This is a genomic window from Pseudomonas sp. I2 (assembly GCF_040984075.1).
Taxonomy (GTDB): Bacteria; Pseudomonadota; Gammaproteobacteria; order Pseudomonadales; family Pseudomonadaceae; genus Aquipseudomonas; species Aquipseudomonas guariconensis_B.
This window is the reverse complement of record NZ_JBCGFQ010000009.1, coordinates 106,564-120,934: the sequence shown is the minus strand read 5'-3', so window position 1 is coordinate 120,934 and position 14,371 is coordinate 106,564. Positions and strand designations below refer to the sequence as shown.

Here is a 14,371-nt window from a genome sequence, read left to right as displayed (position 1 = left end):
CTCCTCGTCCGGCGTCAATTGCAGCTTGCGGTCGGTCAGGAGCATGTCGCTGCCGGCGCTCCAGCGCTTGAAGATACTGGCGGTCACGGCGTTGGGCTGGCTGTCGAGCACGGCATCGACCAGTGCCTTGAGCTGGGTATCCTCGCGGCGCATGGCGAAGCTGAAGCCGATGGCTTCGTGATTGCCGAAGCTGGCCATGCGCAGCAGGGGCAGGTGGCCCCGGTTGAGCTGGTAGTGGGTGGAGATGGTGTCGCCGATGAACACGTCGGCCTGGCCGAAGGCCACGGCGTTGAGTGCCTGGGTGGACGAGGGGAAGGCCAGGAGCTCGGCCTGCGGATAGTTGTCATGCACTTCCCGCGCGGGCAGGTAGTGGTAGAGCATGCTCAGGCGCATGCCTGCGAGCCCGTCGTCCAAGGGGCGCATTTCGTCCTCGCGGGTCACCAGCACCGGCTGGTCGATGGCGTAGGGCCGGGACAGCGCCAGGCCCGCCGAGGCTTCGTAGCCATTGGCGCTGCCGAGCAGGTCGATGCGGCCCTGCTTGAGCGCGTCGACCGCTGCCTGGCGGCTGGAAAAGCGCAGCACCCGTACCGGCAAGCCGAGCACCTGGCCGATCAGGCCGGCATATTCGGCGGTGAGCCCCTGGTAGTCGCGGCCGCCGGTGGTGATGTCGAAGGGCGGGTAATCCGGAAAGGATGCACCCATCACCAGTTCCTGTTTGCCTTCCAGCCACTGGCGTTGCGCCTCGGTCAGTTCGGGGCGGGTGGGCTTGACCGTCGATCGCGTGAGCAGGGTGAAGGCCTCGGCATCGGCCTGTGCCGCATAGGCCTTGCCACAGGCCAGGGCCAGGACGATGCACAGGCAGGTCAGGTAGCGCTTCATTACCTACCCACCTCAGACCAATGCATTGCGTTTGGCCACATCGATCAGGTCGACCAAGGTATCGACCTGGAGTTTTTGCATCAGGCGCTTCTTGTAGGTACTGACCGTCTTGTTGCTGAGAAACATGCCTTTTGCAATTTCCTTGTTGCTTCTACCTTGTGCGAAAAGTTGCAGGACCATCAACTCCCGGTCATTGACCTGTCGGAAAAGTTGTTCCTCGTTGTTCACTTTTCCCGGATTGCTGTTGACTGCCTGGCTGGGGAAGTAGTTGTAGCCGGCAAGTACGGCCTTGATCGCGCTGAGCAGTTCGCCCAGGTCTTCCTGCTTGCAGACATAGCCGGCGGCACCCGAGTGCATGCAGCGCACCGCGAAAAGCGCTGGCGACTGGGCCGTCAGCACCAGCACCTTCAGAGGCAGCGCCATGGCCTGGAAGCGCGACAGCACCTCCAGGCCGTCCAGTTTGGGGATGGCGATATCGAGGATGACCAGGTCGGGGCGCGTTTCGCGGATCATCTGCATGGCATCGACGCCATTGTCCGACTCACCGACGATCCTGTAGTTCTGGTTTTCCAGCAACATGCGAACGGCCAGCCGGATAACGGGATGGTCGTCGACAATAAATACGGAGTGCATATTCAACTTCCTAATGCGGCAGCTGTCGGAAACAGTGCGCACCTTAGCTCAGTTGGAAGTCGTCGGGACATGGAGGAAACGGCTGTGGGCCGTATATGGGAATTTACCTACAGTAAAAAGTTACCAGCGCTACGAATTGATCACGAATAAGTCATGTCAATTCGTTGTTTGGTAACTTTTTATTGAAAAGTTGGGGCGGCTGTTTAGTTTGTCCTGCGATGACCTAGGAAATTTCCTTCAGAGCATGCCGATGCATGCCATGGTCGGTTTGTGGTCTTTCAGGTTGGGCTGGAGCGACCGGTCATTTCGCAGGCCATTTCACTGGCGTAGCTGTCGGTCATGCCGGCGATGAAATCGATCATGCGCAGGTAGGCGTTGTGCAGTGAGCCTTGTGGGTCTGGGGCATGGTTGCCGAGCAGGTCCAGGACACGTCGGCTCTTGAAGGAGGGCGTGCGGCCTCCGTGCTGTTCCAGGGCGGCTGCGCAGAATGCGTTGAGGAGAATCTCCAGGGTGGTATAGGCGCCGATCTCGTGCAGCGTCTTGCGCTTGTCCTGGAAGATCTTCTTGCGCGCCATGTCCTTGGCCTGCAGCACGCAGCGTTTGGCCGGGCCGTGCATATGCTCGACCAAGTCGCCTGCCAGGCAACCGGCGAGCAGGGCCGGCTGCTGTTCGACGAAGGCCTGGGCGGCGGCATTGGTCAAATGCTCGATGGCCTTGCCGCGCAGGATCGCCAGCTTGCGTCGCCGCGAGTCGCCGGGCCCCAACTGACGGTAGGTGTCGGGGAGGTCGTCGCCGACCAGGTCGAGCAGCAAGGCCTCGACCTCGGCGTATTGCAGCAGCTCCATCTCCAGGCCGTCTTCCAGGTCGATCAGCGCGTAGCAGATATCGTCTGCCGCCTCCATCAGGTACACCAGTGGATGGCGTGCCCAGCGCTGCTCGTCCAGCTGTGGCAGGCCGAGCTTGCGGGTGATCTGTTGCAGCAGTGGCAGTTCGCTCTGGTAGCAGCCGAACTTGTGCTTCTTGTAGCCCAGGGCATCGGCGTGACGGGCGCTCCAGGGGTACTTCAGGTAGGTGCCCAGGGTGGCGTAGGTCAGCCGGGTGCCACCGTCGAACTGGTGGTACTCCAGTTGGGTCAGGACACGAAAACCTTGGGCGTTGCCTTCGAAGTTGAGGAAGTCGGCCCGTTCGTCGTCGCTCATGTCGTCCAGCCAGCCACGTCCAGCGGCCTGTTGGAACCAGTGGCGGATGGCATCTTCGCCGGAGTGGCCGAACGGCGGGTTGCCAATGTCGTGGGCCAGGCAGGCCGACTGCACGATCATGCCCAGGTCGCTGGGCTCGCACCAGTCAGGCAGGCTGTCGCGCAGGGGCTCGCCGACGCGCATGCCCAGGGAGCGGCCGACGCAACTGACTTCCAGCGAGTGGGTCAGGCGGGTGTGGATATGATCGTTGCTGGAGACCGGGTGGACCTGGGTCTTGCGCCCCAGGCGGCGGAACGCGCCAGAGAAGATGATGCGGTCGTGGTCCTTGTGGAAGGGGCTGCGCCCCAGTTCCTCGGGGCTGTACAGGGCTTTGCCCAGGCGTTCGCGGGTCAGCAGGGTATGCCAGTCCAAGGCTCGATCTCCCGTCAGGTGGACGCCATAGCTTCCCGTGTCGGGCGCGCCCGCGCAAGCGGCAGGCGCGACCGCTCAGCCGCGCCGGTTGTGCAGGAACAGGCGGACCAAGGGCACCAGGCTGCTGCCCAGGCGCACCAGGCGGCTGAGATTGCCGCTGCGCACGCCCTTGCCGGTGAGAAAGCCCAGCGCGACCACCGCGCCCAGGCCCCACAGCGGCGCATGCCGGATGCCCAGGCCATCTTGCAGCGAGCTGCCCATGCCACGCAGGCGCCTGACCGGCTCGACCAACTGCGCCGATTCGTGGCGGATCTCCTGGCGGTGCATTTCCAGGCGCAGGCGCAACAGTGCCTTGCGCAGTTCACGGGGATTACGGGTATTGGGGAGTTCAGGCAGGTTCATGGCAACAGGCGCTCCCTGTCCTTGGCAAGTTCCTCGAGGGTGGCGCTGAACGGCGACGATTCGTCGAACACCGCGGCCTTCAGACGCAACCCGCAGTACAGGGCGGCGACGCCATAGAACACGCACAGGCCAATGATGCCGGCCAGGCGATAACTGTCCCACAGCAGCACCAGGACCAGCCCGGACAGCGCGGTCAGCAGCAGCAAAGCGAACACCAGCGCCAGGCCGGCGAACAGCAGCAGGCTGAGGGTACGGGCTTTCTGCTCCTGCAGTTCGATGCCGAACAGCTCGACATGGCTGTGCAGCAGGCCGAGCAAGGCCGCGCCAAGGCGCTTGCCGGAAGCGCTGGTGCCCAGAGCGTCGTTTTCCATGGGAACTCCTCAGCGCCGATTGGCCAGCAGGCCGATCAGCAGGCCGACGCCGGCGGCGATGCCGATGGCCTGCCACGGATTCTCCTGCACGTACTGCTCGGCACTGCCGAGGGCCGCCTGGCCGCGCTGGCGTACCGAGTCCTGGGTCAGTTGCAGGGTCTCGCGGGCCTGGACCAGGCGGTCGTGGATCTGCTCGCGCAGTTCGTCGGCCTGGTCGCCGGCTAGGTTGGCGGTGTCGGCGAGCAGTTTCTCGGTATCGCGCACCAGGGCCTGGAAGTCAGCCATCAATATCTCTTGAGCAGTCTTTGCCGATTTGCTGGCCATGGGTCTCTCCCTGTGGATGTGTGTGGCTATTTCGAGTGATGGGGAAGAAGGAAGGTTCAGTGCCATCGCTGGTACGACCCTTGCTATCTCCCGGGGCGTGGCCGTGGGGTGTTGCGCCGAATGCGTGCGCTGGCCCGACGGATACCGATAAACCTTAACCCAATCCACGACAAACCCAAGAAAAACCACGCAGGCCTTGCCCGGCTCACCGAAACGGGGCGGGGCCATGGCACCGAATCGGTGCAAGGAGGTGGATTCTTGAACCGTCCTGGTGCCTTTTTCAGCAGGTCTGCCTCTTTCATGGAAAACATGCACAGCGCGATGGACTCCCTGGTCCATGGCTCCAATACCTTGTTCATTCTCATGGGCGCCATCCTGGTCCTGGCCATGCACGCGGGTTTCGCCTTCCTCGAAGTCGGTACCGTACGGCACAAGAACCAGGTCAATGCCTTGTCGAAGATCCTCAGCGACTTCGCGGTCTCGGCCCTGGTGTACTTCCTGCTCGGCTACTGGGTGGCCTATGGGGTGAACTTCTTCCAGCCGGCCGGCGAACTGGCTGCCGACCATGGCTATGCCCTGGTCAAGTGCTTCTTCCTGCTGACCTTCGCCGCGGCGATTCCGGCGATCATTTCCGGTGGCATCGCCGAGCGTGCCCGGTTCGTGCCGCAACTGTGCGCCACGGCCTTGATCGTGGCGCTGGTCTACCCGTTCTTCGAAGGCGTGGTGTGGAACGGCAACTTCGGCGTGCAGGGCTGGCTGCAGGCGCGCTTCGGGGCGCCGTTCCACGACTTCGCCGGCTCGGTGGTCGTGCATGCCATGGGCGGCTGGCTGGCGCTGGCGGCGGTGCTGTTGCTGGGCGCGCGCCGTGGCCGCTACCGTGAGGGCCGGCTGGTGGCGTTCGCACCGTCGAGCATTCCGTTCCTGGCCTTGGGGTCGTGGATCCTGATCATCGGCTGGTTCGGCTTCAACGTCATGAGCGCCCAGACCTTGCAGGGCGTCAGTGGACTGGTGGCGATCAATTCGCTGATGGCCATGGTCGGCGGGACCCTGGCTGCCTTGGCAGCCGGGCGCAACGACCCTGGCTTCCTGCACAACGGCCCGTTGGCCGGGTTGGTGGCCATCTGTGCCGGATCCGACCTGATGCATCCGCTCGGCGCCCTGGCCACCGGCCTGGTGGCGGGGGTGCTGTTCGTCTGGAGCTTCACCGCGGCGCAGAACCGCTGGAAGATCGACGATGTGCTGGGCGTCTGGCCTTTGCATGGCCTGTGCGGCGTCTGGGGCGGCATCGCCTGTGGCCTCTTCGGCCAGGCTGCGCTCGGCGGGCTGGGCGGTGTCAGCCTGGCCAGCCAGTTGGTCGGCAGCCTGGCGGGAGTGCTGGTGGCATTGCTGGGCGGCTTTGCCGTGTATGGCCTGATCAAGGCCGTGCCGGGGCTACGCCTGAGCCACGAGCAGGAGTTCCAGGGCGCCGACCTGTCGCTGCACCGCATCGGCGCCACCAGCCAGGATTGACGCAGGCCAGGTGCACGTGGCCCGGCATGGACCTAGAATGATCATCCCATTCCTTGCTGATGCGGGACCTGTCCATGCTGCCTGAATGCCAACTGTTCGGCACCCTGGGGTGCCATTTGTGCGAAGTGGCCGAAGCCTTGCTGATGCCTTTCGTCGAGCACGGCCTGCTGGTGGAGTTGGTCGATATCGCCGACAGCGAGGCGTTGTTCGAGCGCTATGGCCTGCGCATTCCCGTGCTGCGCCGTTGCGACACCGGTGCCGAGCTGGGCTGGCCGTTCGATGCGGAGCAGGTGGTGGCGTTCCTGAAGGGATGATTGCCGAGAGGGGAAGCGGTGCCCTCCTGCATGATCCGGCGCGCAGGGCGAAGATGCGAGGCCGACCGAGACAGGTCGGCCCCTTCAATCGTCCTGGAGTAGCTCTGCGATGCTCATCACCCCCCACTTCACCCTCGAGGAAATGACCGTTTCGCAAATCGCCGCGCGCGAAGGGCTGGACAATGCGCCCCCCGCGCAGGCCCTGGCCAACCTGGGCCTGCTGTGCCGGACACTCGAACAGGTGCGCGCGCTGTGCGGCGCCCCCATCATCGTCAGCAGTGGCTACCGCAGCCCGGCCGTCAACCGGCGCGTGGGTGGGGCATCCAATAGCGCCCACCTCAGTGGCCTGGCCGCTGACTTCACCGTGTTCGACCTCGCGCCCCGCGAGTTGGCCCTGCGTATCCGTGACAGCGACGTGGTGTTCGACCAGCTGATCCTCGAGTTCGACGGCTGGGTGCACCTGGCCGTATCGCGTGGCGCGCCGCGTCGCCAGGTGTTGACCATTCGCCGGGGCACGGGCTACCTCGCCGGGATCCGCTGAAGCCCAGGCCAATTGACGGCATACCGGTCACGTCCGTATGCTGTATATAAATACAGTATCAGGGTGAATCAATGCTCAACGTCGAGCAACTGAAGTACAGCGTCAACCGCATGTCCCCCGAGCGGGTCTGCGACGCCGTACTGGAGCTGCGCCTCGAAGGTCTGGTGACGGATGACCGGACGCCGTTCGGCAAGGTCCATTTCAACACCTGCTTCGCCGAGATCGAGGCGCTGTTCCAGCGTGCCGGTTACCATCGTCAGCTGGATGTGGTGGGGTACCAGGGTTTGGTCTATGCCCTCTACGATCCGGGGCGCTGGGATGCGGTGCAGGTCTTGCGCTGGCTGAAGGCACGCAGCGAGACGGCGGCCCGGGCTGGTTGAGCTGGCGGGCATGGAGGATAATGCCCGCCCTTGAGTTTGCGAGCCCTGCCATGACCGCGCCTTTCGACCCCGCCCACCAGCAAGCCAGTACGGTCTGCCTGCCACCAGGTCGCTGGGCGACGGTACTCGACTGCCTGTGCGATCGTTTCAAGGGCATCAGCCGCGAGCAGTGGCTCGACCGTTTTGCTCGTGGGCGCGTGCTGGATGCCGCAGGGCAGGCGATTCCGGTGGACATGCCCTATCGCCAGGGCATGCGCCTGCACTACTTTCGCGAGGTGCCCAACGAGAAGCCGATCCCGGTGCAGGAAACGATCCTGCATGTGGACGAGCATCTGGTGGTGGCCGACAAACCGCATTTCCTGCCGGTCACCCCGACCGGTGAGTATGTCGAGCAGACCTTGCTGCGTCGCCTGATCCGTCGCTTGGGCAACCCGCACCTGGTGCCGCTGCACCGTATCGACCGGCATACCGCCGGGCTCGTGCTGTTTTCCGCCAACCCACACAGCCGCAGTGCCTACCAGCGGCTGTTTCCCGAACGGCGCATCGACAAGCGCTACCAGGCGATCGCCGCGGCGCTGCCCGAGCGTGAGTTTCCCCTGGTGCACCGTAGCCGCCTGGTGCATGGCGAGCCCTTTTTTCGAATGCAGGAAGTGGCGGGGCAGCCCAACAGCGAAACCCTGGCCGAGGTCCTGGAGAAGAATGGCGAGCTGTGGCGCTACGGCCTCTCGCCGGTGACTGGCAAGACGCACCAGTTGCGGGTACATATGGCGGCGCTGGGCGCGGCGATCTGCAACGACCCGTTCTACCCGGCGCTGTGCGAGGTGCAGGATGACTACCAGCGGCCACTGAAGCTGCTGGCGCAAGGGTTGCGGTTCGAGGATCCACTGACAGGGGAGGTGCGCTGCTTCGAGAGTCGCCTGTCGCTGGAGTGGTGAGGAGGGGAGCCAAGGGCTGCAAAGCACCCTTTGACTGAGTGACATTGGGGCTGCTTTGCAGCCCCAGGTGACAACGACCGGCGATAAAGGCCAGCGCCTCAGCGGTTGAAGCGCTCCACCAGGGAATACTGGCTGCCCGCCGTGCTGGTCAGCTCTTCGCTGAGCAGTGCCGAGCGCTGGGCCTGTTCGGCGGTCTGGTCGGCCAGGTCGGCGATGGTGCTGATGTTGCGGCTGATCTCGTCGGCCACCGCGGTCTGCTCCTCGGTCGCCGCGGCGATCTGGGTGGCCATGTCGGTGATGTTGGCCACCGCTTCGCTGATGCCCGCCAGCGCCTGGTCGGCTTCCATGACCCGCTCCACGCCTTCCTGGGCCTGGCGGTGGCCGTTTTCCATGGTCTGTACGGCGTTGTTGGCGGTCTGCTGCAGCTTGGCGATCAGGTTGTGGATCTGCCCGGTGGACTCGGCGGTGCGCTGGGCCAGTTGGCGTACCTCGTCGGCGACCACGGCGAAGCCTCGGCCCATCTCACCGGCGCGCGCCGCCTCGATGGCGGCGTTGAGGGCCAGCAGGTTGGTCTGGTCGGCGATCCCCTTGATCACATCCACCACGCCACCGATCTCGTCGCTGTCCTTGGCCAGCTGAGTGACGGTCTGGCCGGTTTCGCCGACGGCTGCCGACAGGCGCTCGATGGCCTCGCGGGTCTCCCCAGCGATGTGCCGGCCCTGGCTGGTCAGGCGGTTGGCTTCCTGGGTGGCATCGGCGGTGCGCTGGACGTGATTGGCCACTTCCTGGGTGGTGGCTGCCATCTGGTTGACCGCGGCAGCGACCTGCTCGGTTTCCACTCGCTGGCGTTCCAGGCCCGTGGAACTCTGGTGGGCCAGGGCATCGGACTGGCGCGCCTGGTCGCTGAGGTGCTCGGCGCTGTCCTGCAGGCGAGTCAGGCAGGTCTTCAGGCGCGCGTCTTGGCTGAGCATGGCCATTTCCAGACGGGCCTGCACGCCACGGCTGTCGGTGTACATCTGCGCGATCAGCGGGTCGGAGGTGGTCTGTTCGGCCAGGCGCAGCAGGCGCTTGAGGCCGCGTTGCTGCCAGGTCAGGCCGAGCAGGCCGAGCGGTACCGACAGGCCCGCGGCCAAGGCGAAGCCCCAGGAGTGGCCGAGCCAGTTGCCGATCAGGAAACCGACCTGGCTGACCAGGATGAACGGCAGCCAGTCCTGCAGCACCGGCAGCCACTTGTCACGCCGTGGTACTGCCGGCTTGCCTTGGTTGATGCGCTGGTACAGTGCCTCGGCGCGGCGGATCTGCTCGGCGGTGGGCTTGATTCGCACCGACTCGTAGCCGATCACCTGGTTGTTGTCGAAGATCGGCGTGACATAGGCGTTGACCCAGTAGTGATCGCCCGACTTGCAGCGGTTCTTGACGATGCCCATCCACGGCAAGCCCTGCTTGAGGGTCTGCCACATGTGGGCGAAAACCGCCGGGGGCACGTCGGGATGGCGGACCAGGTTATGGGGCGCGCCCGTCAGTTCCTCGCGGGAGAAACCGCTGATGTCGATGAAGGCATCATTGCAATAGGTGATCACACCCTTGGCATTGGTGGTGGAGATCAACCGTTGTTGGGCAGGGAAGGTCCGTTCTCTCTGGGTAATCGGCTGGTTGTTACGCATGGGCAGTCAATCCGCAAGGCTTTCGACAGGTATCGGCAAGCCGGTGATTTTATTGAATGGATACTTAAATTCGCTTGACCTGGCTCAATGAGCACAGGGCGCGCCTGGGTTAAAGGATCTGGCGATTTCACGTAAGTTGCCGTCAGGTTTGCGTTTTTTTAACGATTTATGACGGCTTGGTCCGATCATGACTGATTGTTCGGAGAAGGGCTAGCGGCGAATGGGGGAGGGGAAGGTTGCCGTTGGCCTTGCAGGAGCGGTCAGGCGCCCCGGCAAGGCCGCTCCTGCAAGTGCCTCCGTGCTTCAGGCCGCAATCAGCTGGCGCAGCACATAGTGCAGGATCCCTCCGGCCTTGAAGTACTCCACTTCATTGAGGGTATCGATCCGGCATAGCACCTCGATCTGTTGCTGCTGGCCATCCTCGCGGGTGATGCGCAGCGGCAGGCTCATGCCTGGGCGTAGCTGCGCGCCGGACAGCCCCAGCACATCGATGCGCTCCTTGCCGGTCAGGCCCAGGGTCTTGCGGCTTTCCCCGGCCTTGAACTGCAGCGCCAGCACGCCCATGCCCACCAGGTTGGAGCGGTGGATACGCTCGAAGCTCTCGGCCAGCACTGCCTTGACCCCCAGCAGGTTGGTACCTTTGGCCGCCCAGTCACGGCTGGAGCCGGTGCCGTACTCCTGGCCGGCGATCACCACCAGCGGTGTGCCTTCGTCCTGGTAGCGCATGGCCGCGTCGTAGATCGACAGCTTCTCGCCACTGGGCACGTGCAGGGTGTTGCCGCCTTCCTCGCCACCGAGCATCTCGTTGCGGATGCGGATGTTGGCGAAGGTGCCGCGCATCATCACTTGGTGGTTGCCGCGGCGCGAGCCGTAGGAGTTGAAGTCGCGTGGCTCCACGCCCTGGCTGCGCAGGTAGCGGCCGGCAGGGCTGTCGGCCTTGATGTTGCCAGCCGGGGAGATGTGGTCGGTGGTCACCGAATCGCCGAGCAGGGCGAGGATGCGGGCCCCCTGGATATCGTCGATCTGCGGCAAGGGGCCGGCGATGTCGTCGAAGAACGGCGGGTGCTGGATGTAGGTGGAATCGTCCTGCCACACATAGGTGGCCGCCTGCGGCACTTCGATGGCCTGCCATTGGGCATCGCCAGCGAAGACCTCGGCGTATTCCTTGTGGAACATGGCGGTATCGACCTTGGCCACGGCATCGGCGATTTCCTGCTGGCTGGGCCAGATGTCGCGCAGGTAGACCGGCTGGCCATCGGTACCGGTCCCCAAGGGATCGCAGGTCAGGTCCAGGCGCACGCTGCCGGCCAGGGCATAGGCCACCACCAAGGGCGGCGAGGCCAGCCAGTTGGTCTTGACCAACGGGTGCACGCGGCCTTCGAAGTTGCGGTTGCCCGAGAGCACCGAGGCGACGGTCAGGTCGGCGCTGCCGATGGCTTTCTCGATGGCTTCGTCCAGCGGGCCGGAGTTGCCGATGCAGGTGGTGCAGCCATAGCCGACCAGGTCGAAACCGAGCTGGTCGAGGTAGGGCGTGAGGCCGGCGGCCTTGAAGTAGTCGGTGACCACCTTGGAGCCTGGCGCCAGCGAGCTCTTCACCCAGGGCTTGCGCTTGAGGCCCTTTTCCAGGGCTTTCTTCGCCACCAGGCCGGCCGCCATCATCACGCTGGGGTTGGAGGTATTGGTACAGGAGGTGATGGCGGCGATCACCACGGCGCCGTCGCGCAGGGTGTGGGTCTGGCCGTCATGGGTGTAGTCGACCTCGCCGGCCTGGTCGGCATTGCCTACCGCCACGCCGCCGCCACCTTCGCTTTCCAGCCGGCTGACTTCCTTGGCCAAGGGCCTGGGTTGCAGTTCGATGAAGCCGTCGAAGGCCTGGCGCACCTGGGACAGGGCGACCCGGTCCTGCGGGCGCTTGGGCCCGGCCAGGCTGGCCTCGACGTCGTGCATGTCCAGCGCCAGGGTGTCGCTGAACAGCGGCTCCTGGCCTGGCAGGCGCCAGAGGCCCTGCGCCTTGCAGTAGGCCTCGACCAGTTGCACCGTCTCCTCGGCCCGGCCCGACAAGCGCAGGTAGTCGAGGGTCACCTGGTCGACCGGGAAGAAACCGCAGGTGGCACCGTATTCCGGTGCCATGTTGGCAATGGTGGCGCGGTCGGCCAGGGGCAGGTCGGCCAGGCCATCGCCGTAGAACTCGACGAACTTGCCCACCACGCCTTTCTTGCGCAGCATCTGCGTGACCGTCAGCACCAGGTCGGTGGCGGTGATGCCTTCGCGCAGCTTGCCGGTCAGCTTGAAGCCGATCACCTCGGGGATCAGCATCGATACCGGCTGGCCGAGCATGGCCGCCTCCGCCTCGATGCCGCCCACGCCCCAGCCGAGCACGCCGAGGCCATTGATCATGGTGGTGTGCGAGTCGGTGCCGACCAAGGTGTCGGGGAAGGCATAGGTGCGGCCGTCTTCCTCACCGGTCCACACCGTGCGGCCCAGGTATTCCAGGTTGACCTGGTGGCAGATGCCGGTGCCTGGCGGCACCACGCGGAAGTTGTCGAAGGCGCTCTGGCCCCAGCGCAGGAAGGCGTAGCGCTCGCCATTGCGCTGCATCTCGATGTCGACGTTCTGGGCGAAGGCCTGGGGGCTCGCGTAGCGATCGACCATCACCGAGTGGTCGATCACCAGGTCCACCGGCGACAATGGGTTGATCCGCTGCGGGTCGCCACCGGCCTTGGCCATGGCGGCGCGCATGGCGGCCAGGTCGACCACTGCGGGCACCCCGGTGAAGTCCTGCATCAGCACCCGCGCCGGGCGGTACTGGATCTCGCGATCAGAGCGACGCTCGCCGAGCCACTGGGCCAGGGCGCGCAGGTCGTCGCCGGTGACGGTCTTGCCGTCCTCCCAGCGCAGCAGGTTCTCCAGCAGCACCTTGAGCGACATGGGCAGGCGCTCGAGGTCGCCGAGTTGGCGGGCGGCTTCGGCGAGGCTGAAATAATGGTAGGTACGGCCGGCCGCCGTAAGGGTCTTGAGGGTCTTCAGGCTATCGAGCGAGGGCATTGCCAACTCCTTCTGCGCCGGTGCCCGGTACCTTCGGTGGTGCGTGCGGTTGATTCGCGTACTCAAGTCCTGGCGCTGAAATCGAATGCGCGAACCCGCCACACAGACCACGGGATACCGGTGTCACCGCTCTGTGGTGGTCCGCACGGCACGGACCTGGCTGAATGGTCAGGGTAGACCGAATTGCCGGACCTGACCTTGTTCTGGACCGGTGGGGCATGTCGCCGGTTCCGATCTTCCTTTATCATCGCCGCCCTGCCGGCGCCTGCCTTGCGCCGGATCAAGGCTGGCGGTGCACGCCAGCGACGTGGAGTGAGAGATGAATATCCTGTTCATGCATTGCCGGCCCGGCTTCGAGGGCGAGGTTTGCGCCGAGATCAGCGAACACGCCGCCCGCCTGGGTGTCGCGGGCTATGCCCGGGGCAAGCCGCAGAGCGCCTGTGCCGAGTTCGTCTGCACCGAGCCGGACGGCGCCGCGCGCCTGATGCGTGAACTGCGCTTCGAGCAGTTGATCTTTCCGCGCCAGTGGGCCCGGGGCGAGTTCGTCGAGTTGCCCGAGAGCGAGCGCATCGGCGTGCTGCTCGAGCACCTGGCCGAGCATCCGGTGTACGGCAGCCTGTGGCTGGAGGTGCTTGACAGCAACGAGGGCAAGGCGCTCTCGACCTTTTGCCGCAAGTTCGAGGTGCCGCTGCGCAAGGCCCTGGAAAAGGCTGGCCGCCTGGTCGAGGGCGCCGGGCGACCGCGCCTGCTGCTGACCTTCATCAGTGGCCGGCGGGTGTTCGTCGGCCTGGCCGAGGCGAACAATTCGGCGCTCTGGCCCATGGGCATTCCGCGCCTGAAGTTCCCCCGCGAGGCGCCCAGCCGCTCGACCCTCAAGCTGGAGGAGGCCTGGCACCAGTTCATCCCGCGCGAGCAATGGGAGCAGCGCCTGAACGACGACATGACCGGTGTCGACCTGGGGGCCTCGCCCGGTGGCTGGACCTACCAGTTGGTTCGGCGCGGCATGCTGGTAACGGCCATCGACAACGGCCCGATGGCCGAGAGCCTGATGGACACTGGCCTGGTCCAGCACCTGATGGCCGACGGTTTCACCTGGCAGCCGAAGCAGACGGTGGACTGGATGGTCTGCGACATCGTCGAGAAGCCTGCGCGCACCGCAGCGCTGATCGAGACCTGGCTGGGCGAGGGGTTGTGCCGCGAGGCGGTGGTCAACCTCAAGTTGCCGATGAAGCAGCGCTATGCCGAGGTACGCCGCCTGCTCGAACGTATCGAGGCCGGCTTCAAGGCACGCAAGGTCAAGGTGTCGATCGCCTGCAAGCAGCTGTACCACGACCGCGAGGAGGTCACCTGCCACCTGCGCCGGCTGGACCTCAAGCCACGCTGAGGCGGCTGGCTGGCGGCCGCTGCCCGGGCGAATGTGCCCGGGCGCTTGGAGCGCGCGGCCCGATGCGCGACAATGCCCCCATCATTTGTGGAGCACCCCATGACCGAATTCACCCCTGACGCCATCCTCGACGCCACCGGCCTGAACTGCCCGGAGCCGGTGATGATGCTGCACCAGCACGTCCGTGACCTGGCGGCCGGCGGCCTGCTCAAGGTCATCGCCACCGACCCCTCGACCCGCCGCGACATCCCCAAGTTCTGCAACTTCCTCGGCCATGAGCTGCTCGAGCAAGAGGAACAGGCCGGCACCTACCTGTACTGGATCCGCAAGAAGGCCGATTGAGCCCGCTGGATCGTGCCTGGCATAGCGCCTACACTGCG

At 65.1% G+C, this 14,371-nt stretch carries 15 protein-coding genes; 7 read left to right on the top strand and 8 right to left on the bottom strand.

From position 1 onward, the window contains the following. From WCE05_RS06955 to WCE05_RS06930, 6 genes are all read right to left on the bottom strand, one after another. On the bottom strand, nt 1-879 hold an 879-nt coding region (locus tag WCE05_RS06955), incomplete at its 3' end, for a transporter substrate-binding domain-containing protein (protein WP_368815651.1). 12 nt (nt 880-891) lie between these two features. Further along, nucleotides 892-1,512, bottom strand: a complete 621-nt coding sequence (locus tag WCE05_RS06950) for a response regulator transcription factor (RefSeq protein WP_225787154.1) — start codon at nt 1,510-1,512, stop codon at nt 892-894. A gap of 278 nt (nt 1,513-1,790) precedes the next feature. After that, entirely contained in the window at nt 1,791-3,122 is a 1,332-nt protein-coding gene (locus WCE05_RS06945) for a deoxyguanosinetriphosphate triphosphohydrolase (RefSeq protein WP_253090888.1), read from the bottom strand. 75 nt (nt 3,123-3,197) lie between these two features. Next, a complete protein-coding gene (locus WCE05_RS06940) occupies nt 3,198-3,524 on the bottom strand; it encodes a hypothetical protein (protein ID WP_225786953.1) in 327 nt (108 codons plus the stop codon). Further along, a complete protein-coding gene (locus WCE05_RS06935) occupies nt 3,521-3,895 on the bottom strand; it encodes a phage holin family protein (protein ID WP_225786952.1) in 375 nt (124 codons plus the stop codon). The genes WCE05_RS06940 and WCE05_RS06935 overlap by 4 nt, the downstream gene beginning before the upstream one ends. Before the next feature lie 9 nt (nt 3,896-3,904). Next, entirely contained in the window at nt 3,905-4,219 is a 315-nt protein-coding gene (locus tag WCE05_RS06930; RefSeq protein WP_225786951.1) for a YqjD family protein, read from the bottom strand. A 300-nt stretch (nt 4,220-4,519) separates the two neighbouring features. Here WCE05_RS06930 and WCE05_RS06925 point away from each other — a divergent pair, with 300 nt between their 5' ends. The 5 genes from WCE05_RS06925 to WCE05_RS06905 all read left to right on the top strand — a co-directional run bounded on the left by WCE05_RS06925 (nt 4,520) and on the right by WCE05_RS06905 (nt 7,898). After that, on the top strand, nt 4,520-5,728 hold the full coding sequence (locus WCE05_RS06925; RefSeq protein ID WP_225786950.1) for an ammonium transporter: 1,209 nt from the start codon (nt 4,520-4,522) through the stop codon (nt 5,726-5,728). Between the two features lie 74 nt (nt 5,729-5,802). Then, nucleotides 5,803-6,042 carry a glutaredoxin family protein gene (locus tag WCE05_RS06920; RefSeq protein WP_317235047.1) on the top strand — a complete coding sequence of 80 codons (240 nt, stop codon included), beginning with the start codon at nt 5,803-5,805 and terminating at the stop codon, nt 6,040-6,042. A gap of 109 nt (nt 6,043-6,151) precedes the next feature. After that, the gene (locus WCE05_RS06915) at nt 6,152-6,583 is read left to right on the top strand and encodes a D-Ala-D-Ala carboxypeptidase family metallohydrolase (RefSeq protein WP_368815650.1); all 432 of its coding nucleotides are present in this window, start codon (nt 6,152-6,154) and stop codon (nt 6,581-6,583) included. Nucleotides 6,584-6,654: 71 nt separating this feature from the next. After that, nucleotides 6,655-6,963, top strand: a complete 309-nt coding sequence (locus WCE05_RS06910; protein ID WP_253080502.1) for a transcriptional regulator — start codon at nt 6,655-6,657, stop codon at nt 6,961-6,963. 50 nt (nt 6,964-7,013) lie between these two features. Next, nucleotides 7,014-7,898 (top strand): pseudouridine synthase, encoded by an 885-nt coding sequence (locus tag WCE05_RS06905; RefSeq protein WP_225786947.1) that lies wholly within the window; start codon nt 7,014-7,016, stop codon nt 7,896-7,898. A 98-nt stretch (nt 7,899-7,996) separates the two neighbouring features. On the opposite strand, the gene WCE05_RS06900 is transcribed toward WCE05_RS06905, so the two are convergent. Both WCE05_RS06900 and acnA read right to left on the bottom strand, forming a co-directional pair. Next, the gene (locus tag WCE05_RS06900; protein WP_253080501.1) at nt 7,997-9,562 is read right to left on the bottom strand and encodes a PAS domain-containing methyl-accepting chemotaxis protein; all 1,566 of its coding nucleotides are present in this window, start codon (nt 9,560-9,562) and stop codon (nt 7,997-7,999) included. A gap of 303 nt (nt 9,563-9,865) precedes the next feature. After that, entirely contained in the window at nt 9,866-12,607 is a 2,742-nt protein-coding gene (gene acnA, locus WCE05_RS06895; RefSeq protein ID WP_225786945.1) for an aconitate hydratase AcnA, read from the bottom strand. Between the two features lie 319 nt (nt 12,608-12,926). Here acnA and rlmM point away from each other — a divergent pair, with 319 nt between their 5' ends. Then, entirely contained in the window at nt 12,927-13,991 is a 1,065-nt protein-coding gene (gene rlmM / locus WCE05_RS06890) for a 23S rRNA (cytidine(2498)-2'-O)-methyltransferase RlmM (protein ID WP_225786944.1), read from the top strand. Nucleotides 13,992-14,090: 99 nt separating this feature from the next. Further along, on the top strand, nt 14,091-14,333 hold the full coding sequence (tusA, locus tag WCE05_RS06885; RefSeq protein ID WP_225786943.1) for a sulfurtransferase TusA: 243 nt from the start codon (nt 14,091-14,093) through the stop codon (nt 14,331-14,333). The last annotated feature ends 38 nt before the right edge of the window (nt 14,334-14,371 follow it).

What these genes read in the sequence shown, in the direction of transcription:
- WCE05_RS06950 (WP_225787154.1), bottom strand. Translation starts at nt 1,512, where the DNA reads ATGCACTCCGTATTTATTGTCGACGACCATCCCGTTATCCGGCTGGCC.
- WCE05_RS06940 (WP_225786953.1), bottom strand. Translation starts at nt 3,524, where the DNA reads ATGAACCTGCCTGAACTCCCCAATACCCGTAATCCCCGTGAACTGCGC.
- WCE05_RS06935 (WP_225786952.1), bottom strand. Translation starts at nt 3,895, where the DNA reads ATGGAAAACGACGCTCTGGGCACCAGCGCTTCCGGCAAGCGCCTTGGC.
- WCE05_RS06930 (WP_225786951.1), bottom strand. Translation starts at nt 4,219, where the DNA reads ATGGCCAGCAAATCGGCAAAGACTGCTCAAGAGATATTGATGGCTGAC.
- WCE05_RS06925 (WP_225786950.1), top strand. Translation starts at nt 4,520, where the DNA reads ATGGAAAACATGCACAGCGCGATGGACTCCCTGGTCCATGGCTCCAAT.
- WCE05_RS06920 (WP_317235047.1), top strand. Translation starts at nt 5,803, where the DNA reads ATGCTGCCTGAATGCCAACTGTTCGGCACCCTGGGGTGCCATTTGTGC.
- WCE05_RS06915 (WP_368815650.1), top strand. Translation starts at nt 6,152, where the DNA reads ATGCTCATCACCCCCCACTTCACCCTCGAGGAAATGACCGTTTCGCAA.
- WCE05_RS06910 (WP_253080502.1), top strand. Translation starts at nt 6,655, where the DNA reads ATGCTCAACGTCGAGCAACTGAAGTACAGCGTCAACCGCATGTCCCCC.
- WCE05_RS06905 (WP_225786947.1), top strand. Translation starts at nt 7,014, where the DNA reads ATGACCGCGCCTTTCGACCCCGCCCACCAGCAAGCCAGTACGGTCTGC.
- WCE05_RS06900 (WP_253080501.1), bottom strand. Translation starts at nt 9,562, where the DNA reads ATGCGTAACAACCAGCCGATTACCCAGAGAGAACGGACCTTCCCTGCC.
- acnA (WP_225786945.1), bottom strand. Translation starts at nt 12,607, where the DNA reads ATGCCCTCGCTCGATAGCCTGAAGACCCTCAAGACCCTTACGGCGGCC.
- rlmM (WP_225786944.1), top strand. Translation starts at nt 12,927, where the DNA reads ATGAATATCCTGTTCATGCATTGCCGGCCCGGCTTCGAGGGCGAGGTT.
- tusA (WP_225786943.1), top strand. Translation starts at nt 14,091, where the DNA reads ATGACCGAATTCACCCCTGACGCCATCCTCGACGCCACCGGCCTGAAC.